Source organism: Pantoea agglomerans (genome assembly GCF_021397715.1).
Lineage (GTDB): Bacteria > Pseudomonadota > Gammaproteobacteria > Enterobacterales > Enterobacteriaceae > Pantoea > Pantoea astica.
The window spans coordinates 2,268,798-2,291,588 of sequence record NZ_CP090207.1; the positions used below are offsets into that span (position 1 = coordinate 2,268,798).

The window sequence follows — 22,791 nt, forward strand, 5'->3', positions numbered from 1 at the left end:
GCCGTTCATGTCTGCTTCCGGCTTACGCATCCGCATTAGCGGTAAAGTTCAGGGCGTCGGCTTCCGGCCTTTTATCTGGCAGCTTGCCAGCCAGTTGCAGCTGCGCGGTGAGGTCAGCAACGACAGCGCCGGTGTGGAAGTCAGGCTGCTGCAACCGCTTAACATCGACGCCTTGTTAGCACAGATAGCACGCGACTGTCCGTCGCTGGCGCGTATCGATAGCCTGAGTGTGGAACCTTTCGACTGGCAGACGTCGCCGCAAAACTTCACGATCGCTGACAGCCGTCGCAGCCGGATGAATACCCAGGTGGTGCCCGATGCGGCAACCTGTCCGGCTTGTCTGCAGGAGATGGCGAGCACGGACGATCGCCGGTTTGGCTACGCCTTCACCAACTGTACCCACTGCGGCCCGCGTTTTACGCTGATCCGCGCCATGCCTTACGATCGCCCTTTTACCAGCATGGCCGCCTTCACTCTCTGTCCGGCCTGTCAGCAGGAGTATCAGAATCCCGCCGATCGGCGCTTTCACGCGCAGCCGGTCGCCTGTCCGCACTGCGGCCCTCGCGTCAGTGCGACGTTACAGAATGGCGATCTGCTGGCGCAGGATGCGGCAGCCATAGCGCGGGCAGCGCGGGCACTCCGGGCCGGCAACATCGTTGCCATTAAAGGGCTTGGTGGTTTTCATCTGGCCTGTGACGCCACGCAGCAGGCAGCGGTGATGCGTCTGCGGCAACGCAAACGGCGACCGTCGAAGCCGCTGGCGGTGATGCTGCCGGATATCAGCTGGCTGATGCGGTGCAGCGATGAAGGCGGTGATAGCGGCGCGCAGCCTGAGCGGCGTACGCTGCTGACTTCATCTGCCGCGCCGATTGTGCTGACTCCGCACAGCGCGACGTCACCGCTGTGCGCCGCGATTGCGCCCGGACTGGATGAGGTCGGGCTGATGCTGCCCTTTACGCCCCTGCATCATCTGTTAATGCAGGCCTGTCAGACGCCGCTGGTGATGACCTCCGGCAATATCAGCGACGCGGCGCCACCGCTTACCAATGAGGCGGGCCGCTGTCAGCTCGCGGCGATCGCCGACCTGTGGCTGCTGCATAACCGGGATATCGTGCAGCGCGCCGATGATTCGCTGGTGCGTGCGACGCCAGCGGGAACGGAAGTGTTACGCCGGGCGCGCGGTTACGTACCGGACGCCCTGCCGCTGCCCGCCGGATTTGATCGCCCGCCGCCGCTGCTGGCGCTGGGCGGTGACCTGAAAAACACCTTCTGCCTGGTTCAGGGTAAGCAGGCCATTCTCAGCCCGCATTTTGGTTCAGTCAGCTATAGCGATATTGCCGCCCAGCAGCAGCAGGCGATCGCCCATTTTCAGCAGCTTTATGACTGCACGCCGCACTACGTGGTTTGTGATGCGCATCCCGGCTCGGTCAGCCAGGCGCAGGCGCAGCGCCTCGCCATCAGCAAAATTGAGGTGTTTCACCATCACGCCCACATCGCCGCCTGTCTGGCAGAACATCAGTGGCCGCTGGACGGCGGGACAGTGGTGGGGCTGGCGCTGGACGGTCTCGGCTACGGTGAAGATGGGGCGCTGTGGGGCGGGGAATGTGTGCTGGCCGACTATCGGCATTGTGAACATGCAGGCGGATTACCGGCTGTCGCGCTGCCGGGAGGTGACCGTGCCGCCCGGCAGCCCTGGCGTAACTTACTGGCGCAGTGGCAGGCGTTTGTGCCGGACTGGCAGACGCATCCCGATGCACAGGCGCTGTCAGCACATCCGTGGCAGCCGCTCTCCAGAGCCATCCGCGCCGGCGTCAACGCGCCGCTCGCCTCCTCCTGTGGCCGTCTGTTTGATGCCGTTGCTGCCGCCCTCGGCTGCGCGCCCGCCACCCTGAGCTGGGAAGGTGAAGCGGCCTGCCGTCTGGAGACGCTGGCGCGACAGGCACAAGGCGCGAGGCATCCGATCACGCTGCCGTTGCGGCAGACCCCGCAGGGCATCCGACTGGATCTGGCCCGCTTCTGGCAACAGTGGCTGGCGTGGCGGGCACCCTCCGCCGAACGCGCGTTTGCCTTTCATGACGCCCTGGCGCAGGGCTTTGCCGCCCTCGCCCATTATCAGGCGCGGCGATCGGGCTGCAATACCGTGGCGCTGGGCGGAGGCGTGCTGCACAACCGGCTGCTGCGTCAGCTTTTGCCGCACTATCTGGCACCGCTTCGCGTGCTGATGCCGCAACAGTTCCCTGCCGGAGACGGCGGACTGGCGCTGGGCCAGGCGGTTATCGCCTGCGCCCGCCTTCAGCATTGTGACATTTCGTTTACTGACAAGGATCTCCATGATAAAGCGTGATTTTTTTCACACCCATCGTCGCGCCTGCTGGCTGTTAACCGGTCTGGTGGCGGTTAATTTACTCAGCTGGGGCTGGGCGCTGCTGCTGTTTCAGCACAACGCGGCGCTGATCGCGGCCGCGCTGCTGGCTTACGGCTATGGTCTGCGCCACGCCGTCGATGCCGATCACATCGCGGCGATTGATAACGTGACGCGCAAACTGATGCAGCAGGGTCAGCAGCCGGTGGCCGTCGGCGCTTTTTTCTCTCTCGGCCACTCAACCATCGTGGTGCTGGCCTGCGTGGCGATTGCCGCTACCGCGCTGATGTCCGGCCATAACATCGGCTGGCTGCATGATTATGGTGGCACCCTCGGCACGCTGATTTCGGCCCTGTTCCTGCTGCTGATGGCGCTGCTGAATGCGCTGATCCTGCGCGATGTCTGTCGCCGCTTTCAGCGGGTCAAACAGGGTAAAATCCCTGAGCGGCAGGTGGCGCTGGAGGAACTGCAAGGTGGGATCATGAGCCGGATATTCAGGTTTGCGTTTAATCTGGTGAACCGAAGCTGGCAGATGTATCTGGTCGGTTTTTTGTTCGGACTGGGTTTTGATACCGCGACTGAAATTGGTCTGCTGGGCATGTCGGCGGCGGGTGCCTCTTCCGGGATGTCGGTGTGGAGCATTCTGGTGTTCCCGGCGCTGTTTGCCAGCGGCATGGCGCTGGTGGATTCACTGGATAACTTTGTGATGGTCGGCGCATACGGCTGGGCTTTTAATAAGCCGGTGCGCAAGCTCTATTACAACATCACCATTACCGCCACCAGCGTGGTGATCGCGCTGTTTATCGGCGGGCTGGAAGCGCTCGGGCTGATGGCAGATAAGCTGGATTTACATGGCGGGCTGTGGGCGACCGTCGGCCAGCTGAACGACAATATGGGCAGTGTGGGCTACGTTGCGGTGGGGGCTTTTGTGGTGTTCTGGGCGCTCTCTGCGCTGAATTATCGCCGTAAAGGATATGACCGTCTGGTCAGTTAACCGCTGCCGGTCCGGCATCAGGGCGGATCGCAACAGCCAGGCCGATCGGCGTTACGGTGGCAGGTGACGGATAAACGCAATAAGGGCGGCTGCCCTTATTGCGAGGCCCGCACTTATTTAGCGTAGGCTTCGGTCGACAGGGTCAGCTCAACCTCATCACCCACTGCTGGCACATATTTATCCAGCTTAAAGTCGGAGCGCTTGATGGTGCCGGTGGCGTCAAAACCAATCGCCTGCTTCTTCACCATCGGATGCTCGCCCTGCTGGTTCAGCGTCGCGTGCAGCGTTACCGGTTTGGTGATCCCTTTCAGGGTCAGATTGCCTTCAACGTCAAATTTGTTGTCGCCCTTCGCCACCACTTTGGTGCTGTGGAAGGTCGCGGTCGGGTATTTCGCGGTGTCGAAATAGTCTGCACCGTTAAATTCTTTGGTCAGCGCCGCAACGTGGCTGTCGATTTTGCTGACGGGCAGCGTGACGTCAACGCGCGACTGCTCAGGATGGTCTTTATCAAACACCAGCGAACCGCTGGCATCCGGGATGTCCGCCGTCGGATGTGAGAAACCGAAATGATTCCAGCTGACCACTACCGAGGTGTGCTCCGGATTGAGCTGATAGTGCATCGCTTCTGCCTGAGAGAAAGGGACATACAGGCTGGCAACGGCTAACAGGGGCAGCGCAACACGCTTGAGGTTCTTCACGGTAAATTCCTTGTACAACTCAAAATGTAGAGTGAGTGTGGTGCAATTCGGCGGGAATAAACAGTGAAGAGATTTGTCGGTAATTTTCAAATAAATTCAGCAACCTTGCCGATGGCGCTTACGCCGCGCCACCGGCAGTAAACAGTACCCGCCAGCGGCGACGGGCCTGAATCAGCTCCTGATGCAGCTGCTGCAACCGCGCGTGGTCCAGCGTCTCAATCGCCGCCGCATCCGGCTCAGCCAGACCATTCAGCTGGCGCAACCGGGCCAGCGCCTGGTCCGGGCGCTCACGGTGCAGAGCGGCCCTGATTGCCTCCAGGTCGCAGGTCGCCAGCGTCTCATTCAGCGAACGCAGAAAGTTACGGCAGTAGCGCAGCAGCGACAGCGCACTGTAATCGGGCGACTGCAACGCAAACAGCACGCCATCCTGATCGGCACAGCGCAGGTAGCGGCTGCTGACCACATAGCCTATCTGCTGTTCCACCCGGTAACGCTGAAAAAAACGCGGCTCATACAGCAGCGCCAGCGCCCGCAGCGCGACCCGTTGCTCCGCATCCTGTGGCCCCGAGCGGGACGCATTGTGCAGCGGAATAAACAGCAGCAAGGCGTTGTCGCGGCTGACATGCGGCAGCGCGGTCATGCCACTCTGTGCCGTCATCCGCATCGGCGGTAACGCCGGATTGACCGGCAGCGCCAGCGCGCTCAGCCGTCGGGCAATCAGCGTATGCAGCGCCGTGCTGCCGCCGGTCAGCAGGGCACGCCAGCAGCCCGGCGTAAAGTGGGTTGCCAGCTGGTAAGGCAACTGTCGGAGCAGCGCGCGGATGGCAATCGTATCAGGCGATGAGGGCGGTTCCACGCTGACCGGCGGCGTCAGCGCCAGCACCAGCTGATGCAGCGCCCAGTCCGCCACTTTCAGATCGGCGGTCAGTTGCAGCGTCAGTTGCCACACGCCCTCCACTTCCTGCCACTCGCCCCGGCCGCCCAGATGACGCAAGGCGGCAAACAGCGGACGCAGCCGACGACCATACGCCTCACCCACGGCCTGGCTGAAGGTCGAAAAAAATTCCGGCCGCAGCAGCAGCGTGGCGGTGTGGTCGGCCGGACCGGCGTCGGGATCAGGGTCAGCGCCTGGAGTGGGGATCGGAACCGGGCTGGATGGGTCGGGATCGGGATGACAATGCGGTAAGTGGACCGCCTGTGACGGCAGTGGCCCGGCGGTCAGTTCCGCCGCCAGCGGATAGAAGGTGAAGTCTGTCGCCTGGTGAGCAGCGGGCAGCGCAGGCTGCCAGGGATGTAGCGCCAGGCTGAAGCCCTGGGTCAGCACATTTTCCGCCGCCGCCTGCGGGCTGCACACCAGCGTGGTGCCGGGCGCCTCTGCCAGCGTTGCCAGCAATGCCGGAAACGCGTCAATCGCCGCCTGCGGCTCAAAACCGAAAGCGCGCTCGCGTAACTGATCCAGCGGCGTCAGCGCCGTAAAACGCTGTTGCGCCAGCTGAAGGTAGTGCTGCTGCTGCGGCTCACCGCTGTGTCTGAGTGCGGTTAACCAGCGGTCGAATAGCGCATTGACCGCCTCAGGCTGATCCGTCTCAATGCCCATCGCCAGCCAGACCGCGTTATCCGCCTGATAGAGCCATTTCAGGCTCAGGTTCTCCGCCAGTTGCTGCTGGCGAAGCGTGGCCAGCAGCGAACCCGGTGCTTCATCCAGCAAAAACTCGCGCCACAACGTGACACCGTCACTGCTGTCCAGCAGCCAGCTGCGCCACAGCGCGGCCGGTTCGCTATTGCCAAGCCGGAATGCGGCGCTGGCGGGCAGCCTGGGGCGCGGCGTCTCCTGCTGCCACTGGCCCTGCGGCAGTGCTGCGGCAAAGGTGTGCGCCAGCTGTTCCAGCTGATCCAGTGACTGCGGTCCCTGCAGCCAGAGCCGCAGATTGCCGGCATAAAAATGACGCTGGTGGAACTGGCGTAACGCCTGTTGCAGCGCGGTCATCTCCTCGCCAAATGCCGCCCGGCTGCCCACCTGAAAGCGCTGAAACGCGGCCGGTGACGCAGCCAGATGCAGCAACGCCGCCTCGGTACGGGAAGGCTGATGATGGGCTATCAGCTGATATTCGGCCTCTATCACCGCCACTTCCTGGCGGATCGCCTGATGATCGAGCAGCGGATGGGCGATCATATCCTGCAGCCGTGCCAGCCCGTCAGCCAGCTGGGGCGGCGCTACCTCAAAGAACCAGGCACTGCGCCGCGCCAGCGTGGTGGCGTTCACCCGGCCGCCCTGCGCCTGAATCCAGCTCATCAGTCGCCCATCCTCCGGCCAGCCCGCGCTGCCGGTGAACAGCAGATGCTCCAGCAGGTGCGCCAGTCCCGGCCAGCGGTCTGGCTCATCGTGGCTGCCCGCGCCGACCTGAATTAACGCGGCGGCCTGGCGCGCATCGGGCTGATGCACCAGTTCTATCCGCAGGCCGTTAATTTCCAGGCGGCGCACCGTTACAGATTCCGGGTCTTGTAGATCAGCTGGGAATTGCTGCGATTACGGAACTGCAGCTGACCAATTTTGATGTCGCTGCAATCCGCTTCGCGGCGGGCTTCAAGGATTTTGCCATGATGAGGCGATTTGCTGCAGACCGGATCGGCGTTGTCGGCATTGCCGGTCAGCATGTAAGCCTGACAGCGGCAGCCGCCGAAATCTTTCTCTTTTTCGTCGCACGAGCGGCACGGCTCAGGCATCCAGTCGTAACCGCGATAGCGGTTAAAACCAAACGAGTGATACCAGATGTCGTCCAGCCGCTGATCGAGCACCGACGGGAACTCCACCGGCAGCTGGCGCGCGCTATGGCACGGCAGCGCCGTCCCTTCCGGGGTAACGCTGAGGAAAATCGCGCCCCAGCCACCCATACAGCCTTTCGGACGCTCTTCATAATAATCTGGCGTGACGAACAGCAGATTGGTCAGGTTGCCGCTGGCGCTCATCTGCTCGCGGTAACGGCTGACCACGGCCTCAGCGCGGGCGATCTGTTCGCGGGTCGGCAGCAGGCCTTCCCGGTTGAGCTGCGCCCAGCCATAAAACTGACAGGTCGCCAGTTCAACATCATCCGCTTCCAGTTCGATGCAGAGATCGATGATTTTATCGATCTGATCGATGTTATGGCGGTGCAACACGAAGTTCAGCACCATCGGATAGCCGTGCGCTTTCACCGCTTTCGCCATCTCCAGCTTCTGCTGGAAGGCTTTTTTCGATCCGGCCAGCGCGGCATTCAGGGTTTCATCACTGGCCTGGAAGCTGATCTGAATATGATCCAGCCCGGCCTCGCTGAACGCATCCAGCTTTTTCTCGGTGAGGCCAATGCCCGAGGTGATCAGGTTGGTGTAGAAGCCAAGGTCGCGCGCCGCTTTGATCAGCTCCGGCAGATCTTTACGCACCAGCGGTTCACCGCCGGAAAAACCGAGCTGCACGCTGCCCATAGCGCGGGCCTGACGGAACACCTCGATCCACTGTTCGGTGGTCAGCTCTTTCTCCTGCTGCGCAAAATCGAGCGGGTTCGAGCAGTACGGGCACTGCAGCGGGCAGCGATAGGTCAGCTCCGCCAGCAGCCAGAGCGGCGAATTGACGTCAGGTTTATGCGGGGTCACGGAACTGTATCCACTTCTGTTCATAGGCTGATTGCAGGAACTCTTTCACATCGTCACCGACGCCGCCCGCTTCCGGGAACTGGCTATCCAGCGTGGCAATGATTGCGGCGATATCCTGTTTACCGTCCACCAGCGCGAGGATCGCCGCCGCCGTTTCGTTGAGCTTCGCCATCCCTTCCGGGTAGAGCACCACATGGCTATCCTGCGCCGCTTCCCACTGCAGCCGGTAGCCACGGCGGAACACCGCTATCGATTTTTCGTTCATCATTTATACCAGTCGGGTGGTGTGCCACGCCGCCTTGTCGGTGACGGTGTGGTAAGGCGGCCGCTTCAGCTCATAGGCCATGGTCATCGCGTCGAGCATACTCCACAGAATATCGAGCTTAAACTGCAAAATTTCCAGCATCCGGTTCTGCTTTTCGACGGTGGTACAAAATTCCAGCGCCAGCGCCAGACCATGTTCCACATCGCGGTTCGCCTGGCTCAGACGGCTGCGGAAGTAGAAATAGCCCTCTTCTTTGATCCACGGATAGTGCTGTGGCCAGCTGTCGAGGCGCGACTGATGGATCTGCGGCGCAAACAGTTCGGTCAGGGAGCTGCAGGCCGCTTCCTGCCAGTTGGCGCGACGGGCAAAGTTGACGTAGGCGTCAACCGCAAAACGCACGCCCGGCAGTACGTGCCGCTCAGAGATCAATGCTTCACGCGTCAGCCCGACCGCTTCGCCCAGCTGCAGCCAGGCTTCAATGCCGCCCTCTGCGCCGTTGCTGCCGTCGTGATCGAGAATACGCTGCACCCATTTACGGCGGGTGGCCGGATCGGGACAGTTGGCCATGATAGCGGCATCTTTCAGCGGAATGGTGGTCTGGTAGTAAAAACGGTTCGCCACCCATCCCTGAATCTGCTCGCGCGTCGCCTGACCGTTATGCATCGCGATGTGATACGGATGATGAATATGGTAGTAAGCGCCTTTGTCGCGCAGCGCCTGTTCAAAAGCCTGCGGCGAGAGCGTGTCAGTGATCTGCATGATTTAGTCCTGAAGGTGGATCGCCATCCCGTCCCAGCTTACCTCTATTCCTTGTTCTGTCAGGAACTGACGCTGAGGTGACTGCTCGTTGAGGATCGGATTGGTGTTGTTTATGTGGATCAGAATTTTGCGTTTAGCCGGCAGCGAGGCCAGCAGCGCCATCAGCCCCTGCTCTTCCGCCAGCGCCAGGTGGCCCATCGCTTTGCCGGTATTTTTCCCGACGCCGGTGGTCAGCAGCTCATCATCCTGCCAGACGGTGCCGTCAATCAGCAGGCAATCGGCTTTCTGCAGCCACGGCAGGATCACCGCATCCGGCTCTCCGAGGCCCGGCGCATACAGCAGCGTCTGACCGCTGGCGCGGTTTTCAATAAACAGCGCCACGTTGTGGCCCGGCAGTGGCCGATCGCGGTAAGGCGAATAAGGCGGTGCGTTGCTGAGAATCGGGATCGCGGTGAACTGCAGATCGCGGCAGACGTCAACGCTGAACGGCGTCAGCGGCGCAATGGGCCGGTGCTGCAGACCGCCGTTCCAGTGGGTCAGCATCGGGAAGATTGGAAAGCCGCTGCTGAGATCCTGATGCACTTCCGGCGTACACCACACCTGATGCGGACAGCCTTCGCGCAGGCTGAGCAACCCGGTGGTGTGGTCGATCTGGCTGTCGGTGAGAATAATGGCGCCGATCGCCGTGCCGCGCAGCACCCCGTGACGGACTAATTCAGGCGTATGCAGCATCTGCTGACTGATGTCGGGCGAGGCGTTACATAACACCCAGTCTTCGCCATTATCGCTGAGAATAATCGATGATTGCGTGCGGGGACGGGCCTGAATGGAGCCGGTGCGCACGCCGTGGCAGTTGGCGCAGTTGCAGTTCCACTGCGGAAATCCGCCACCCGCGGCCGAGCCGAGGACTTTAATAAACATGAAGGAAAACCAGAAGTTGAAACAAAATGCCCGCACAGAGGGCGGGCAGAATTATTAACGGTTGGAGATGTACAGCGTGACTTCCAGACCGAGACGCAGATCAACGAAAGTTGGTTTTTTCCACATGAGTTTTTTCCTCTTTAGTAACAGTAAATTAGCGGCCTTAAAAAACAACGGCCAGATGTGAAACGCGATCCGAGTCACAAAATTGCCGACAGATGTTGCGCCAATGGCGCGTCGAGATCAACCCGAAAGAAGTAAGGAAATTGTTATCACAGACCGGTTTGTCTTAAAACCCGCTGCCAGTTTCCCCATGCCAGCTTCTCTGTCAGTCTCTGATCATAGCCCGCTTCGCGCAAAGCGGCGAGCAGACGCGGTAAACCGCTGACATCGCCCAGCGCTGCTGGCGGGGTGATACCGTCGAAATCGGAGCCAAAGGCCACATGGTCGCTGCCCATTATCCTCATCAGATGATCACAATGCTTAACAATTTCTGTCAACGGAGTGTTATCGTCGCGCTGACCGTCAGCGCGTAAAAAGGCGTTGCCGAAGTTGATACCGACCAGTCCGCCGCTGTCGCGAATCGCCAGCAGCTGCGCATCGGTCAGATTGCGCGGCTGTGGACAGAGCGCATGCGCATTGGAATGGCTGGCGACCAGCGGCGCAGCGGAGAGCCGTGCGGTATCCCAGAACGCTTTTTCGTTCATGTGCGAGACGTCGATCATCATCCGCAGCGCATTGGCCTGCTGGATCAGCGCTTCACCGGCCGCCGTCAGCCCCGGCCCGGTATCGGGCGAGCCGGGAAAAGCGCCATTCACTCCGTGACCAAAGCGGTTCGGCAGGTTCCAGAAAGGCCCGATGCTGCGCACCCCGGCCTGCCAGAACGCCTGTAACGCCTCGCCGTCACCGTCCAGCGCATCGGCCCCTTCGATATGTGCCACCATCGCCAGCACGCCCGCGGCGCGGCAGGCTGCGATCTGCTCGCTGTCACGACAGAGTTGCGCCCGCCCGTCCGATTCATCGGCCAGCTGCTGCAATATCGCCAGCTGCTGCCACATGATCGCCTGCGGTTGCCACGGCTCTGCCGCCCGTTCCGGTGCCATCCGGGCGACATACTCCTGTGGCGGAACAAAAATCGCAAACAGTCCGCCGCCCATGCCGCCCTGCTGAATGCGTGGGTAATCGAGATGCCCGCGCGCAATGCCGTGATAAAACGCCTGCACGGGCGCATCGCGGTGATGCAGCCACAGGTTCAGCAGCAGATCGTTGTGACCATCAAAAATCAACATAAACACCCGACTGTAAGAAAGATCGCGCCATGCTACCGCTGCACGGCGGATTCATCAAACCACAGCGCACCCAGCGTTCAGCGACGGCAAAAAGCGCACTTGTCACTTTTGCGCTTCAGGTTGTCAGCCTTGCGCGCGCGCCACTGCCGCGCTGCCGCCAGACTGATAAAAAACCACCAGGAGAGAACAATGCTGACCCATCCCGCTGAGAAGTACTGCCCATCCCCGCTGATTAGCCTGCCCGATCGCCAGTGGCCTGCCCGTCAGATCACTCAGGCACCGCGCTGGCTGGCGACCGATCTGCGCGACGGTAATCAGGCGCTGGCGCAGCCGATGGATCGCGCCCGCAAAATGGCGTTCTGGGCGCTGCTGCTGCGCTGCGGTTTTAAAGAGATTGAGGTTGCCTTTCCCTCCGCCTCGCAGACCGATTTCGATTTTGTGCGCGACCTGATTGAACAGCGCCAAATCCCTGATGACGTGACCTTGCAGGTACTGACCCAGGCGCGCCACGATTTGATTGAGCGCACCTTCGAGGCATTGCAGGGCGCGCCACGGGCGATTGTGCATCTCTATAACGCCACCGCCCCGCTGTTTCGTGAACGGGTGTTTAAACAGAGCAAAGCGGAGATTGTGGCGCTGGCTACCCGCGCTGCGCAGCAGATCCGCGCCGCCTGCGAGGCGCAGCCGGAGACGGCGTGGACCTTTGAATATTCGCCGGAAACCTTCTGTTTTACTGAAATGGCGTTTGTGCTGGAGATTTGTGAAGCGGTGGCCGATGTCTGGCAACCGGATGCCGACCGGCCGATGATCATCAACCTGCCCGCCACGGTAGAGGTCAATACGCCCAACGTTTATGCCGACCAGATTGAGCTGTTTTGCCGCCAGTTCAGCCGCCGTGATGCGGTCTGTATCAGCGTGCATCCGCATAACGATCGCGGGACCGGTGTCGCCTGCGCCGAGCTGGCGCTGCTGGCGGGGGCAGACCGGGTCGAAGGCTGCCTGTTTGGCAACGGCGAACGCACCGGTAATGTCGATCTGGTGACGCTGGCGCTCAATCTCTATACCCAGGGCGTGGCTCCGCAGCTTGATTTCAGTCAGATGAGTGAGGTGATCGAGGTGGTGACCCGCTGTAATCAACTGCCGGTCCATCCGCGCCACCCTTACGCCGGTGAACTGGTGTTTACCGCCTTCTCCGGTTCGCATCAGGATGCGATCCGCAAGGGCTTTGCCTGGCGCGCCAGCCAGCCGGAAACCCGCTGGCAGATGCCCTACCTGCCGCTCGATCCGGCTGATATCGGCTGCAGCTATGAAGCGGTGATCCGCGTGAACAGCCAGTCAGGCAAAGGAGGCGCCGCCTGGCTGCTGGAGCAGAATCACGGCCTGCAGCTGCCGCGTGGCTTGCAGCAGGATTTCAGCCGCTGCGTGCAACAGCACACCGATCGTCACGGCGGTGAAATGACCCACTACGCGCTGTGGCAGCTGTTTTGCCGCCACTATGGCGTAGACCAGCCGACGCTGCAGTTGCTGAATGCCAGCAGCCAGAGCGACAGCGGCGCAGAGACGACGCTGACCGCCAGCGTCAGCGATCGGTCGCGCACCCTGACGTTACAGGGCCGGGGCAATGGCTGGCTGTCGGCTGGCGTGAATGCCCTGCGGCAGTGCTTCGATCTGTCGCTGACGATTGAGGATTATCATGAGCACACGCTGGGAAAACGCAGCGAGAGCCGTTCGGTCGCCTACATTAGCTGTCTGGATGCCAGTGGCCACCGCTACTGGGGCGTGAGCATCGATAACGACACGGCGCGCGCCGCACTGCAGGCGCTGTTTAATGCGGCGAGTCGTTTGAGGGAAAGTAGTCTGTTGGTGCCACGCCCAGCAGACGACGAAACATCGCGCTGAAGGCACTCGGGCTCTCATAGCCGAGATCCAGCGCCACCTGTAGCACCGAATCGCCCTGCGCCAGCCGCGTCAGGGCGATGGCGAGACGGGCGCGCCGGACCCAGTCGCTGAACTGCAGGCCGGTTTCGCGGCTGAAGTGACGCGCCAGCGTGCGTCCCGAGACGTTAAGGCTGTCACTGGCACGCTGCAGCGTCCAGCTCTCGCCTGGCGTCTGCTGAATCCGGTCACACAGCGCCTGCAGGCGGGCGCTGTGTGGCGCGGGCAGCGCAAATGGCAGCACGTCCATGCCGCGGATTTCATCCAGAATTAACTCCAGGATCCGTTCAGCCCGACTGTCCGCACTATAGGCGTCTGGCAAGCTCAGCGCACTGACAATCAGCTCGCGCAGTAATGGCGTGATCTGCACCACCTGACAACTGGCAGGCAGATCGGCGCGCGCCAGCGGATGGATAAACAGCGTACGGGCCGCCACCCTGCCGGTGATCTGCAACGCATGACGGGTAAAGGCCGGCAGCCAGACGCCACGGCTCGGTGGCACAATCCAGCTGCCATACTCGGTTTCGACCCGCACCACGCCGCTCAGCGTGTGGATCAGCTGGGCGCAATCGTGATGGTGCCACGGCTCGCTGGCACCGTGCGCATAATCATGCGCCAGCGGCACCAGCGGACGCTGGCTGAAGTCAAAGCCCGGCGGACAACTCATTGCGCCTTCAGATAACGATAAACCACCGCCAGATCCTGTTCGCCGAGGCCGTCATCCACCGCCTGCTGCCAGACATCCGCAATGTTTGCCAGCGCCGGCAGTGGCGTGTCGGAGGCTTCCAGCGCCAGCCGCGCATCTTTCAGCGCCCAGACCAGATTCATCTGCGGGGTATAGTCGTCGCTGGCGATCATCGCCAGCTTCATTTTTGCATAGGGTGCCGCCAGCGGACCGCCCTCCAGCACCTGCCACAGATCGTCGGTGGAGAAACCAAACTGCGCCGCCAGTTGGGTGCTCTCCGCCAGGCTCTGCATCATGCCGATCAGCCAGCTGTTGATCACCAGCTTCATGCGCGAACTTTTGCCCGCCTCGCCCAGCCACTGTGTGCCTTTGCCAATCGCAGCGAACACCGTTTCCGCCGCGGCTGCGCGGCTGCGATCGCCGCTGGCCAGCACCAGAATCTGCCCATTCTCTGCCGGCGCTTTGGTGCCGGAGACCGGCGCATCGATAAACAGCATATCGCTGCGCGCGTCAGCGAATAACGCGATCAGCGCGTCGGTTTTTTCCACGCCAATGGTGCCCATCTGGCACAGGATGGCACCCGATTTAAACGCATCCAGACTCTGCTGCAGCACCTGCTCCGTGGTTTCGCCATCGGAGAGCATCGCAATCACCACATCGGCCTGCGCCACGGCCCCGGCCGGGGAATCGGCTAGCTGCAATCCGGCCTCCAGCAGATCCTCGCCGCGCGCGCGGGTGCGGTTCCAGCCATGAACCTTAAAACCTTTCTTTAGCAGGTTAGCGGCAAACGCGTGCCCCATTGCACCCAATCCCAGAACCGCCACTTCAGGTTGTTGACTCATGCTGACTCCCTTTGATCATTATCGAGGTGATGCGCCACCGCCCCGCAGGCACGTACGCATCATGGGTAAAAAAGGCCGTCTCCAGCCTGGCGGCAAACGGCCAAAAAATCCAGCGCAACAGAATGCGTCATCCCGGAGAATGCGGCGCGGCCATTGCCGGCAAAGAATATTCTTTCGCCAGCACGCTCTCTTTTTTATGTGTCCACACCCCAGGTTCAGATTTACCGCAACCGACCGGGCCGGGCAATATTGGGTATTCTGCCGCGGCCTCATTTTGCGTCCTGTCACCCCAGAACTATGCTTTATTCACTTTTATTTCTGAGAGCGCCCGCTATGCAGCAATTTGATCCGCAGATGCTTCTGTTACTTTATTTCGTATTACCCGTCTGGCTTATTGCTGGCTTTGCCGACTGGATCTGTCATCGGGCCACCGATATTGAAAACACCACCGGACTGAAAGAAACCTGGATCCATATTCTGATGTTTCTGGAGATGGGGCTGCCGTTATTATCGGCGCTGTTTCTGGAGGTGAATGCGCTGGTGATCGGTTTCATGATTGTGCTGTTCTTCTGCCACGAAGCCACGGCGCTGTGGGATGTCAGCTACGCGGTGACGGCGCGCGAGGTCAAACCGGTTGAGCAACATGTTCACAGTTTTCTTGAGATGGTGCCGCTGATGGCGCTGCTGCTGGTTATTTCACGGCACTGGCCGCAGTTCCAGGCACTATTTGGTCTGGGCGATGAGTCGCCCCGTTTTGAACTGAAGTGGCGCGCCGATCCGCTACCGACCGGTTATATTATTTTCGTGCTGTCGGCTATTTTCCTGCTGGAGATGCTGCCCTATCTGGAAGAGTACTGGCGCGGTAAAAAAGCCCGCAGGCGTGCCGCGAATAACCGCGCCGCCGGGGAATAACCGCCGATGACCTTATCGCCCGCTATTTTCATTTTGCTGACCGGCAGAAAACGAAATAGCGGTCGCCGGGCGCAGAACGGATAAAATAACGCCGACGGCCCCGCCGCAGGGTCTGCGCGGAATAAGCGTGACGCCACGTAAAAGGCTATACCCGACCCCGGCAAAGCATTACCATACGCGCCAATTGTTCCAGCTGGTTCATTGTTGATCTTTTCTCAGGCCGCTAAAAATGAAAATAACCTTACTGCGTCAGGCGACGCTGCCGCTGTTGATCCTGCCCGCCCTCTATCCTTTGTCGCCGCTGGCGGCGGAAAATGACAATACCCTGGTGGTCAGCGCGACCCCGGCGGAGAGCGGCCTGAACGTGCTTGATACGCCCGCCGCCGTCAGCGTGGTCAGTGGTGATGAGATGCGCCAGGCCGCGCCGCGCGTCAACCTGTCGGAAAATCTCAGCAGCGTGCCCGGCCTGCAGATCCAGAACAGACAGAATTACGCCCAGGATCTGCAGCTGTCGATCCGCGGCTTTGGCTCCCGATCAACCTATGGCGTTCGCGGTTTACGCATCTATGTCGACGGTATTCCCGCCACCATGCCGGACGGTCAGGCGCAAACCTCAAATATTGATATCGGCTCCATCGATCACGTCGAGGTGCTGCGCGGGCCGTTTTCCGCGCTGTACGGCAATGCCTCCGGCGGCGTGCTGAATGTGACGACTCAGGCCGGGCAACAGCCGCCCTCGCTGGAGGCGAGTAGCTGGTACGGCAGCTACGGCAGCTGGCGCAATAGCGTCAAAGCCAGCGGCGCGACCGGCGACGGCAGCCACGCCGGTGATGTGAACTACACCGTTTCCGCCTCACGCTTTACCACGCACGGCTACCGGGACCACAGCGCCGCCCAGAAAAATCTCGGCAATGCCCGGCTCGGGGTACGGATTGATGATGTCAGCACCTTAACGCTGCTGTTCAACAGCGTCCATATCGATGCGCAGGACCCCGGCGGTCTGACGCCCGCCCAGTGGCGCGACAATCCCCGTCAGGTGGTGAGTAATGTCTCGCTCTACGATACGCGTAAAACCGTTGACCAGACGCAAGGCGGCCTGCACTACCAGCGCCAGATGAGTGAAAACGACGATCTCAGCGTGATGGTGTATGCCGGTGTACGCGAAACCACCCAGTTTCAGTCGATTCCCGCCAGTGTTCAGAGCAGCCCCAGCCATCCCGGCGGCGTAATCGACCTGACCCGCCACTATCAGGGCATCGATACCCGCTGGACCCACCGCGACAGCCTACTGTCGATTCCGGTGACGCTGACCGGCGGCCTCGATTACGAAACCATGACGGAACGGCGCAAAGGCTACGAGAACTTTACCGTCAGCAATGGCGTGACCCATTACGGCGATCAGGGCAACCTGCGACGCAATGAGCGCAACCTGATGTGGAACCTCGATCCCTATCTGCAGACGGCCTGGCAACTGACCGATAAGCTGTCGCTGGATGCCGGTGTGCGCTTCAGCACCGTTAACTTCGACTCCAATGACTTTTATGTTCGTAACGGCAACGGTGATGACAGCGGCGATGCGCGCTATCACAAATGGTTACCGGCGGCGTCGCTGAAGTATGCGTTTGACCCGAGCTGGAACGCCTATCTCTCGGCCGGTCGCGGCTTTGAAACCCCAACGATTAATGAGCTGTCTTACCGTTCAGATGGTCAGTCGGGCCTCAATCTCGGCCTGAAACCGTCCACCAGCGATACGCTGGAGATCGGCAGCAAGAAACGGATTGGCAATGGCCTGGTCAGCGCGGCGCTGTTTCAGACCGATACCCAGGATGAAATTGTCGCTGACGCCAGCAGTGGCGGACGCACCACCTATAAAAACGCCGGCGAAACCCGACGTCGCGGGCTGGAGTTAGCGCTGGATCAGCAGTTTGGCTGGGACTGGCAGCTGAAAATGGCTTATACCCTGCTGGATGCGCGCTATCGCAGCAACGCCTGCGGCAGTGACAGCTGCGACGGCAATCGCATTCCCGGCATCGCCCGTAATATGCTCTACGCCGGGCTAGGCTATGCGCCGGAACAGGGCTTCTATGCCGGAGCGGAAATGCGCTACCTGAGCCAGATCGCCGCCGATGACCAGAATGAGGTCAATACCCCATCCTATACCGTCGTCGCGCTGAACAGCGGCTATAAATGGCAGGTCAGTGACTGGACGCTGGATCTGTTTGGCCGGGTCGATAATCTGTTTGACCGCGAGTATGTCGGGTCGGTGATCGTTAATGAGAGCAATGGCCGCTACTTCGAATCGGCACCTGGCCGCAATTACAGCGTCGGCTTAACGCTGGGTTACGCTTTCCGCTAATTAAAGAGGCTGGCTTGCGAAAGCCAGCTTATTTTCGCCCGCCATTCAGATTAATATAATCTCACCGCTTTATTATTCAATGCTGTTATTTAAGATAAATCGCGCTCCGCTTTATTTGGCTGCCTGATAGCAAAACATTTATAACCTGTTATTAAACTGTATTCTCTTTTGAGAATAAAAATGGAAATAGCGCCTCAATTAAAGTGACAGGAATCCGCCTGTTTCCTGATAGATTAGCGTCAAATTAAACTCATCAACTCAGCCGCTCATCTTGACGGCTTAAATCCTCAATTGTGCGTTGAGCTTTGATGCCATACAGGGATGCTTAGTCAATGAAAAAAATAAACACGCGTCATTTAACCCCATTAGCCCTATTAATAGGATTTATCCTGAGTGGTTCTGCTGCGGGTGAAAATATCGGAAGCCAGACAGGAACAAATATCACATTGAATAATGGCGACATCCTGACTGGTGATGCGCTCTATTCCGGCGGCCTTTACGGCATAATGAATCCCTATGGTCAGACTGGCATCATTAATTTAGGCAGCCAGTCAGTGATTAATGTTAATGATGCGGCTAATTACGCACGGGGTGTGGTCATCTGGGGCAGAAACAGTACGCTGACTGCCGATGGCCTTACCGTCAATGTCAGCGGCGATCGGGCTGTGGGTATTAATATCATCGGGGATAATGTCACCGCCAATCTGGGCAGCGGAACGGCCGTCAATGTGACCGGCACCGGCGATATGATTGCCAGCGGGGTGACCGTTAAAGGCGGGTCCTTTTTAACCGCCGATGCCCTTTCTGTTACAACCGTGGGCGGCACCGGCACCGGCCTCACAATTACCAATCCCGGCAGTGGCGCTGACCTGAGAAACCTGAGTACGATATCGACAAACGGTGATCGAAGCAGTGGGATTGTGGTTGATGCATTAAATGGAACGGCGTCATCCGCCCTTTCATCACTGAAGGCCAACCAGCTGAGCATTACCACCGCTGGCGATTATTCAAATGGCCTTGAGCTGCAGGAAAATACCCTCGCGGATTTAGGCGCTGGCAGTGTCATCACCACCACCGGCGCTGATTCAACCGGTCTGTGGAACTTTGGTGATCTCACCGCTGAAAGTCTGACAATTTCTACCTCTGGCGCTGACGCTATCGCTCTGGAAGTGAGAGGCAATGGTGTTGCCAATATCGGTGCCGACAGCCACGTCACTTCCGCGCTGGCGGGCGGTATTGTCGCCAGTGGTACCAACACAACGATTAATTTTAAGGGTACAGCAGAACAGCGGAATACCATCGATGCCGGTGGCTCTTATGGGGCTTCTGCACAAACCTCTGCCTCAACCGTTAATCTGGATGAGACCGATATTACCAGCGCCAATATGGGCTTATGGGCAATTAATTCGGGTCACATTACCGGTAATAACATCACCATTAAAAATGCAGTAACAGAACAAGCCGCTGTGTTTGCGATGGCAGGCGGTGATATCGATTTAACCGGCGATTTAGCGATTACCCTGCCCTCATCAGATGAGCTGGCTATCGCAACACAATATGACGCGGGTTACGCAGCGGGTAACATTAACGTTGATGGCAAACTGAATATGATGGGTTCAGTTTATTCCAACGGCGGAAAAATTGATTTATCACTGCAGCCGGGATCGGTCTGGGAAGGGAGTGCGTTTAGCGATAATATTAATAGCGGCTATTTAAACGCAACCCTCGATAATAGCGACTGGTATGTTAGCGGAACGTCAAATCTCGATCGGTTAACCCTCACCAACAGTAACGTTGACTTTAGCCGGGCAACCTCTGCCAGCGGGTATTCCACCTTAACCGTTGCGGATCTTCAGGGTACGGGTCATTTCAACATGCGTGTTGATCTGGTCGGTGAAGGAGATGGCGTAAATAACGGCGGTGATAAGCTGGTCGTCACCAACAGCAGTGCTGGCGATTATTCACTCTCTTTTGTTAACCAGGGAAGTCTGGCTACCACGGGTAATGAGACATTAACCGTGGTGGAAACCCCAGATGGTCAGGCCAGTTTTACCTCAGACTCTGATGTCGAACTGGGTGGCTATCTTTATAGCGTAAGCAAAACGGGTAATAACTGGGCGTTAGCCTCTTCCGGTCGTGTGCCTGCGGTAGATCCGGTTACCCCGGATGAACCGGTAATTCCTGATGAACCCGTTACGCCTGCAGACCCGGTAACGCCGGATGAACCGGTTACGCCTGACGAACCCGCAACCCCTGCAGAACCGGTTACGCCTGACGAACCCGTAACGCCGGATGAACCGGTAACGCCTGACGAACCTGCAACCCCTGCAGAACCGGTAACGCCTGACGAACCTGCAACCCCTGCAGAACCGGCAACCCCTGCGGAACCCGCAACGCCTGCAGAACCGGCAACCCCTGCTGATGAACCCGTCACGCCTGAGCGTGGCGCGGAACCTGACGCTCCCGTTGTCCCGACTGCGCCGGCGGCACCTCAACAGACTAAACCGATCACCACCACCGCTGATGCCGGCGGCAATTTCCTGCACATCGGCTATCTGCTTAACTATGTCGAGAACCAGACGCTGCTGCAGCGCATGGGCGATATCCGTCAGAGCAGCGGCACAGGCAACGTCTGGTTAAGAGGCTATGGCGGTAAGCTGAGTTCTTTCTCAAGCGGAAAGCTGAGCGGTTTTGACATGGACTACAGCGGCTTCCAGTTTGGTGTGGATAAGAACCTGATTGAAGGTAAGAAGCTGTATGGCGGCTTATTCATGGGAACGACTCACGCCTCACCTAAATATCGCGGCGGTGACGGAACAGCAGAATCACAGCATTTTGGTGCCTACCTGACCTGGATGGCTGACAATGGCTTTTACATCGATCAGGTTTACAAAATTAACCGCCTCAGCAACCAGTTCGACGTTAAAGACAGCCAGCAGAATCAGGTTTCCGGTAAAGCAAAATCGACCGGCTACAGCGCCTCTGTTGAAGCGGGTAAACGTTTTAGCTTCTCAGCCAACAATCAGGGTTTCTACCTCGAACCCCAGGTTCAGCTGACCGCAGGCCGTCAGAAAGGCTCGCAGACCCGGGCAAGTAACGGTCTGGTGATTGCGTTCAAAGATTATGATGCGGTTAATGGCCGGATCAGCGCGCTGGCAGGCTACAGCGAGGATAAAGCGGGCAGCAAATATAACGTTTATGTCAAAACCGGACTGGTGCGTGAGTTCTCAGCCAATATGCAATATGCCTTAAACGGCTCCCGCGAGAAGACCGATTTTCGCGGTAACGGCTGGAACAATGGCCTGGGCGTGAGCGCAAGTCTGAATAACGTGCACAATTTCTATCTGGAAGCCGATCTCACCACCGGTCAACGCTTTGATCAGCGTCAGGTTAATGCGGGCTACCGCTTCAGTTTTTAACTCTTAGCAGTAATGTCCTGCCAGCCTGGCAGGACATTTTTCCACCTTCAAAGGCTGTTATCTCACTGCGGTAATAATTCCACAATATCCGCGCTGCTGCCGGTTTCGCCCAGACGAGGGAAAATCAGGTTGATGCTGTTGTTATGGGTATTAAGGTCTAAATCCGTCATGGCATCGGTGGCCAGCGTGACGTTGTAACCGAGCTCGTACGCCTGACGTGCGGTCGATTCCACCCCAATACTGGTGGCGATGCCACAAATCACCACCTGCGTAATTCCGCGTTTCTGCAGCTCTTCATGCAGTGGCGTGGCGTGAAACGCGCCCCAGGTTTTTTTGGTAATGGTCAGATCGTTCTGCTGCGGTGTCATCTCCGGCACCAGTGTCGCCCAGTCAGCCGGCAGTTCGCCGCCGTGACGCGCCTGCTCAGTCCGGCCCGGCGCCCCGCCCGCGACGTTAACCAGTACCACCGGCAGATCGCTGGCGCGAAACGCCTGAGCCAGGCGCGCGCAGCGTTCAACTACCGGCTGCGGCTGATGGACCAGCGGCAGCGCAACGATGCCATGTTGCAGGTCAATAACAATCAGCGCCGTTTTCGCATCAAGTGTGGTTACAGCCATATCGTCTCCTCTCAGGATTCATGTTCAGTAAGTCGTTGAAGTAAAGGAATGGCATCGATCAACTGCTGCTGCTCGGCCACACTCAGCTGTGCCTCAAAAGCCCCGATCAACCAGTCATCACGCATCGCACGGCTGGACGCGATGACCGCCAGACAGGCTTCCGTGGGGCGATAGCGGGTTTTGCGTCCGTCATGGGGATCGGGCTCGCCGGTCACCATGCCCGCGTCCAGCAGGGTGGCGACGGTGGCGCCCATTGACTGACTGCGAACGCTTTCCGCCGCGGCCAGTTCAGTGACCGTCATCGCCCCGTCACGCACCAGATAGCCCAGTACGGCCACCTGCGACCAGCTGAGATTGCCGGGCGGCGCGGACTCACGCAGCCGACGAGCCAGTTTACCCACCAGCATACGCAAGGTGGCGGCAGGTTCGCTTAAATCGCACATCGCCCTTCTCCTCAGGTTTAGCGGCCAGTATAGAGATACGAAGGTAAACTGTGTAGTTTACCCTGGTTTCAATTTGTAAGTTCGGGGCGCTGCAGATAGTGGATCAGGCTGTGAAACCGTAGCGGACTGCTGAGCGGATTACGGTAGCTGTGGGTGACGTCAGCGCGGAATTGAAACGCTGCACCGCGGGGCAGACGCCGCCAGAGATCGCCGACCCCAAGCAGCAGTTCCCCCTCTATGACCACAACCTGCTCAACGCAGCCCGCTTCATGGGGCGAAGAGATGCTCTGTGCGCCTGCGGCCAGCTCAACCGCCAGCAGATCAAACCGCAGTTGCGGATCGTAAGGTAACAGCGGCTGGACCGACATCTCGGCGTTGGGCTGACTGAAGCCCGCGGGCGCGCCGGGCAACGGATTGCCGTCGATAAAAAACGAAAACGGCACGTTAAAGCCGGTGGCAATTTTCCACAGCGTCGCCACCGTCGGGCTCGATTCGCCGCGCTCAATCTGGCCCAGCATCGCTTTGCTGACGCCGGTTCGTTCGGCCGTCAGCGTCAGGCTCCAGCCGTTGGCCTGACGTAACTGTCTGAGCGCGTTACTCAGATGGTGCTGAATGCTCTCCACTTCTGCTCCTGATTCTGTCGCCAGTCCACACGCTGACCTTATGG

20 protein-coding genes are annotated in these 22,791 nt (G+C 59.3%); 7 read left to right on the forward strand and 13 right to left on the reverse strand.

The window, feature by feature from the left end; all coding sequences use genetic code 11:
- The first annotated feature begins 7 nt into the window (after positions 1-7).
- Positions 8-2,344, forward strand: a complete 2,337-nt coding sequence (hypF, locus tag LZU96_RS10795; protein ID WP_233984357.1) for a carbamoyltransferase HypF — start codon at positions 8-10, stop codon at positions 2,342-2,344.
- A complete protein-coding gene (locus tag LZU96_RS10800; RefSeq protein WP_233984358.1) occupies positions 2,331-3,356 on the forward strand; it encodes a HoxN/HupN/NixA family nickel/cobalt transporter in 1,026 nt (341 codons plus the stop codon). Before hypF ends, LZU96_RS10800 begins: the two co-directional genes overlap by 14 nt.
- A 113-nt stretch (positions 3,357-3,469) precedes the next feature.
- Here LZU96_RS10800 and LZU96_RS10805 read toward each other — a convergent pair whose 3' ends face one another.
- The 8 genes from LZU96_RS10805 to LZU96_RS10840 form a co-directional block, all read right to left on the reverse strand.
- Positions 3,470-4,054, reverse strand: a complete 585-nt coding sequence (locus LZU96_RS10805) for a YceI family protein (RefSeq protein WP_233984359.1) — start codon at positions 4,052-4,054, stop codon at positions 3,470-3,472.
- 118 nt (positions 4,055-4,172) lie between these two features.
- Entirely contained in the window at positions 4,173-6,536 is a 2,364-nt protein-coding gene (gene pqqF, locus LZU96_RS10810; RefSeq protein ID WP_233984360.1) for a pyrroloquinoline quinone biosynthesis protein PqqF, read from the reverse strand.
- A 2-nt stretch (positions 6,537-6,538) separates the two neighbouring features.
- A complete protein-coding gene (pqqE, locus tag LZU96_RS10815; RefSeq protein ID WP_409520415.1) occupies positions 6,539-7,705 on the reverse strand; it encodes a pyrroloquinoline quinone biosynthesis protein PqqE in 1,167 nt (388 codons plus the stop codon).
- On the reverse strand, positions 7,668-7,946 hold the full coding sequence (gene pqqD / locus LZU96_RS10820) for a pyrroloquinoline quinone biosynthesis peptide chaperone PqqD (RefSeq protein WP_094120093.1): 279 nt from the start codon (positions 7,944-7,946) through the stop codon (positions 7,668-7,670). The genes pqqE and pqqD overlap by 38 nt, the downstream gene beginning before the upstream one ends.
- A 3-nt stretch (positions 7,947-7,949) precedes the next feature.
- Entirely contained in the window at positions 7,950-8,705 is a 756-nt protein-coding gene (gene pqqC / locus LZU96_RS10825; RefSeq protein WP_233984362.1) for a pyrroloquinoline-quinone synthase PqqC, read from the reverse strand.
- Positions 8,706-8,708: 3 nt separating this feature from the next.
- Positions 8,709-9,626 carry a pyrroloquinoline quinone biosynthesis protein PqqB gene (pqqB, locus tag LZU96_RS10830; protein ID WP_233984363.1) on the reverse strand — a complete coding sequence of 306 codons (918 nt, stop codon included), beginning with the start codon at positions 9,624-9,626 and terminating at the stop codon, positions 8,709-8,711.
- Positions 9,627-9,680: 54 nt separating this feature from the next.
- Complete coding sequence (gene pqqA, locus LZU96_RS10835) at positions 9,681-9,752, reverse strand: pyrroloquinoline quinone precursor peptide PqqA (RefSeq protein ID WP_009090272.1); 72 nt, start codon at positions 9,750-9,752, stop codon at positions 9,681-9,683.
- 146 nt (positions 9,753-9,898) lie between these two features.
- A complete protein-coding gene (locus tag LZU96_RS10840) occupies positions 9,899-10,915 on the reverse strand; it encodes a dipeptidase (protein ID WP_233984364.1) in 1,017 nt (338 codons plus the stop codon).
- A 189-nt stretch (positions 10,916-11,104) separates the two neighbouring features.
- On the opposite strand from LZU96_RS10840, the gene leuA reads away from it, so the two are divergent.
- On the forward strand, positions 11,105-12,814 hold the full coding sequence (gene leuA / locus LZU96_RS10845; protein WP_233984365.1) for a 2-isopropylmalate synthase: 1,710 nt from the start codon (positions 11,105-11,107) through the stop codon (positions 12,812-12,814).
- On the opposite strand, the gene LZU96_RS10850 is transcribed toward leuA, so the two are convergent.
- Both LZU96_RS10850 and LZU96_RS10855 read right to left on the reverse strand, forming a co-directional pair.
- Positions 12,741-13,517 (reverse strand): AraC family transcriptional regulator, encoded by a 777-nt coding sequence (locus LZU96_RS10850; protein ID WP_233984366.1) that lies wholly within the window; start codon positions 13,515-13,517, stop codon positions 12,741-12,743. The genes leuA and LZU96_RS10850 overlap by 74 nt on opposite strands.
- Positions 13,514-14,377, reverse strand: coding sequence for an NAD(P)-dependent oxidoreductase (locus LZU96_RS10855; RefSeq protein ID WP_233984367.1), 864 nt, complete (start codon positions 14,375-14,377; stop codon positions 13,514-13,516). Before LZU96_RS10855 ends, LZU96_RS10850 begins: the two co-directional genes overlap by 4 nt.
- A gap of 11 nt (positions 14,378-14,388) precedes the next feature.
- Here LZU96_RS10855 and LZU96_RS10860 point away from each other — a divergent pair, with 11 nt between their 5' ends.
- The 4 genes from LZU96_RS10860 (at position 14,389) to LZU96_RS10875 (ending at position 21,064) form a co-directional block, all read left to right on the forward strand.
- On the forward strand, positions 14,389-14,724 hold the full coding sequence (locus LZU96_RS10860; RefSeq protein WP_233984368.1) for a hypothetical protein: 336 nt from the start codon (positions 14,389-14,391) through the stop codon (positions 14,722-14,724).
- Positions 14,725-14,731: 7 nt separating this feature from the next.
- The gene (locus LZU96_RS10865; protein ID WP_233984369.1) at positions 14,732-15,289 is read left to right on the forward strand and encodes a diguanylate cyclase; all 558 of its coding nucleotides are present in this window, start codon (positions 14,732-14,734) and stop codon (positions 15,287-15,289) included.
- Positions 15,290-15,518: 229 nt separating this feature from the next.
- The gene (pqqU, locus tag LZU96_RS10870) at positions 15,519-17,645 is read left to right on the forward strand and encodes a TonB-dependent receptor PqqU (RefSeq protein WP_233984370.1); all 2,127 of its coding nucleotides are present in this window, start codon (positions 15,519-15,521) and stop codon (positions 17,643-17,645) included.
- Between the two features lie 332 nt (positions 17,646-17,977).
- Positions 17,978-21,064: an autotransporter outer membrane beta-barrel domain-containing protein gene (locus LZU96_RS10875; protein ID WP_410055308.1), complete on the forward strand. Its 3,087-nt coding sequence runs from the start codon at positions 17,978-17,980 to the stop codon at positions 21,062-21,064.
- Positions 21,065-21,126: 62 nt separating this feature from the next.
- Here LZU96_RS10875 and LZU96_RS10880 read toward each other — a convergent pair whose 3' ends face one another.
- From LZU96_RS10880 to LZU96_RS10890, 3 genes are all read right to left on the reverse strand, one after another.
- Positions 21,127-21,681: an isochorismatase family protein gene (locus tag LZU96_RS10880; RefSeq protein WP_233984372.1), complete on the reverse strand. Its 555-nt coding sequence runs from the start codon at positions 21,679-21,681 to the stop codon at positions 21,127-21,129.
- A gap of 11 nt (positions 21,682-21,692) precedes the next feature.
- Entirely contained in the window at positions 21,693-22,124 is a 432-nt protein-coding gene (locus tag LZU96_RS10885) for a MarR family winged helix-turn-helix transcriptional regulator (protein ID WP_233984373.1), read from the reverse strand.
- A gap of 68 nt (positions 22,125-22,192) precedes the next feature.
- A complete protein-coding gene (locus LZU96_RS10890; RefSeq protein ID WP_233984374.1) occupies positions 22,193-22,747 on the reverse strand; it encodes a helix-turn-helix domain-containing protein in 555 nt (184 codons plus the stop codon).
- Positions 22,748-22,791: the final 44 nt, after the last annotated feature.

Bases quoted from the DNA above. Each gene is read 5' to 3' on its own strand.
- hypF (WP_233984357.1), top strand. From the start codon at position 8: ATGTCTGCTTCCGGCTTACGCATCCGCATTAGCGGTAAAGTTCAGGGC.
- LZU96_RS10800 (WP_233984358.1), top strand. From the start codon at position 2,331: ATGATAAAGCGTGATTTTTTTCACACCCATCGTCGCGCCTGCTGGCTG.
- pqqE (WP_409520415.1), bottom strand. From the start codon at position 7,705: ATGAACAGAAGTGGATACAGTTCCGTGACCCCGCATAAACCTGACGTC.
- pqqD (WP_094120093.1), bottom strand. From the start codon at position 7,946: ATGAACGAAAAATCGATAGCGGTGTTCCGCCGTGGCTACCGGCTGCAG.
- pqqC (WP_233984362.1), bottom strand. From the start codon at position 8,705: ATGCAGATCACTGACACGCTCTCGCCGCAGGCTTTTGAACAGGCGCTG.
- pqqB (WP_233984363.1), bottom strand. From the start codon at position 9,626: ATGTTTATTAAAGTCCTCGGCTCGGCCGCGGGTGGCGGATTTCCGCAG.
- LZU96_RS10840 (WP_233984364.1), bottom strand. From the start codon at position 10,915: ATGTTGATTTTTGATGGTCACAACGATCTGCTGCTGAACCTGTGGCTG.
- leuA (WP_233984365.1), top strand. From the start codon at position 11,105: ATGCTGACCCATCCCGCTGAGAAGTACTGCCCATCCCCGCTGATTAGC.
- LZU96_RS10850 (WP_233984366.1), bottom strand. From the start codon at position 13,517: ATGAGTTGTCCGCCGGGCTTTGACTTCAGCCAGCGTCCGCTGGTGCCG.
- LZU96_RS10855 (WP_233984367.1), bottom strand. From the start codon at position 14,377: ATGAGTCAACAACCTGAAGTGGCGGTTCTGGGATTGGGTGCAATGGGG.
- LZU96_RS10865 (WP_233984369.1), top strand. From the start codon at position 14,732: ATGCTTCTGTTACTTTATTTCGTATTACCCGTCTGGCTTATTGCTGGC.
- pqqU (WP_233984370.1), top strand. From the start codon at position 15,519: ATGAAAATAACCTTACTGCGTCAGGCGACGCTGCCGCTGTTGATCCTG.
- LZU96_RS10875 (WP_410055308.1), top strand. From the start codon at position 17,978: ATGAAAAAAATAAACACGCGTCATTTAACCCCATTAGCCCTATTAATA.
- LZU96_RS10880 (WP_233984372.1), bottom strand. From the start codon at position 21,681: ATGGCTGTAACCACACTTGATGCGAAAACGGCGCTGATTGTTATTGAC.
- LZU96_RS10885 (WP_233984373.1), bottom strand. From the start codon at position 22,124: ATGTGCGATTTAAGCGAACCTGCCGCCACCTTGCGTATGCTGGTGGGT.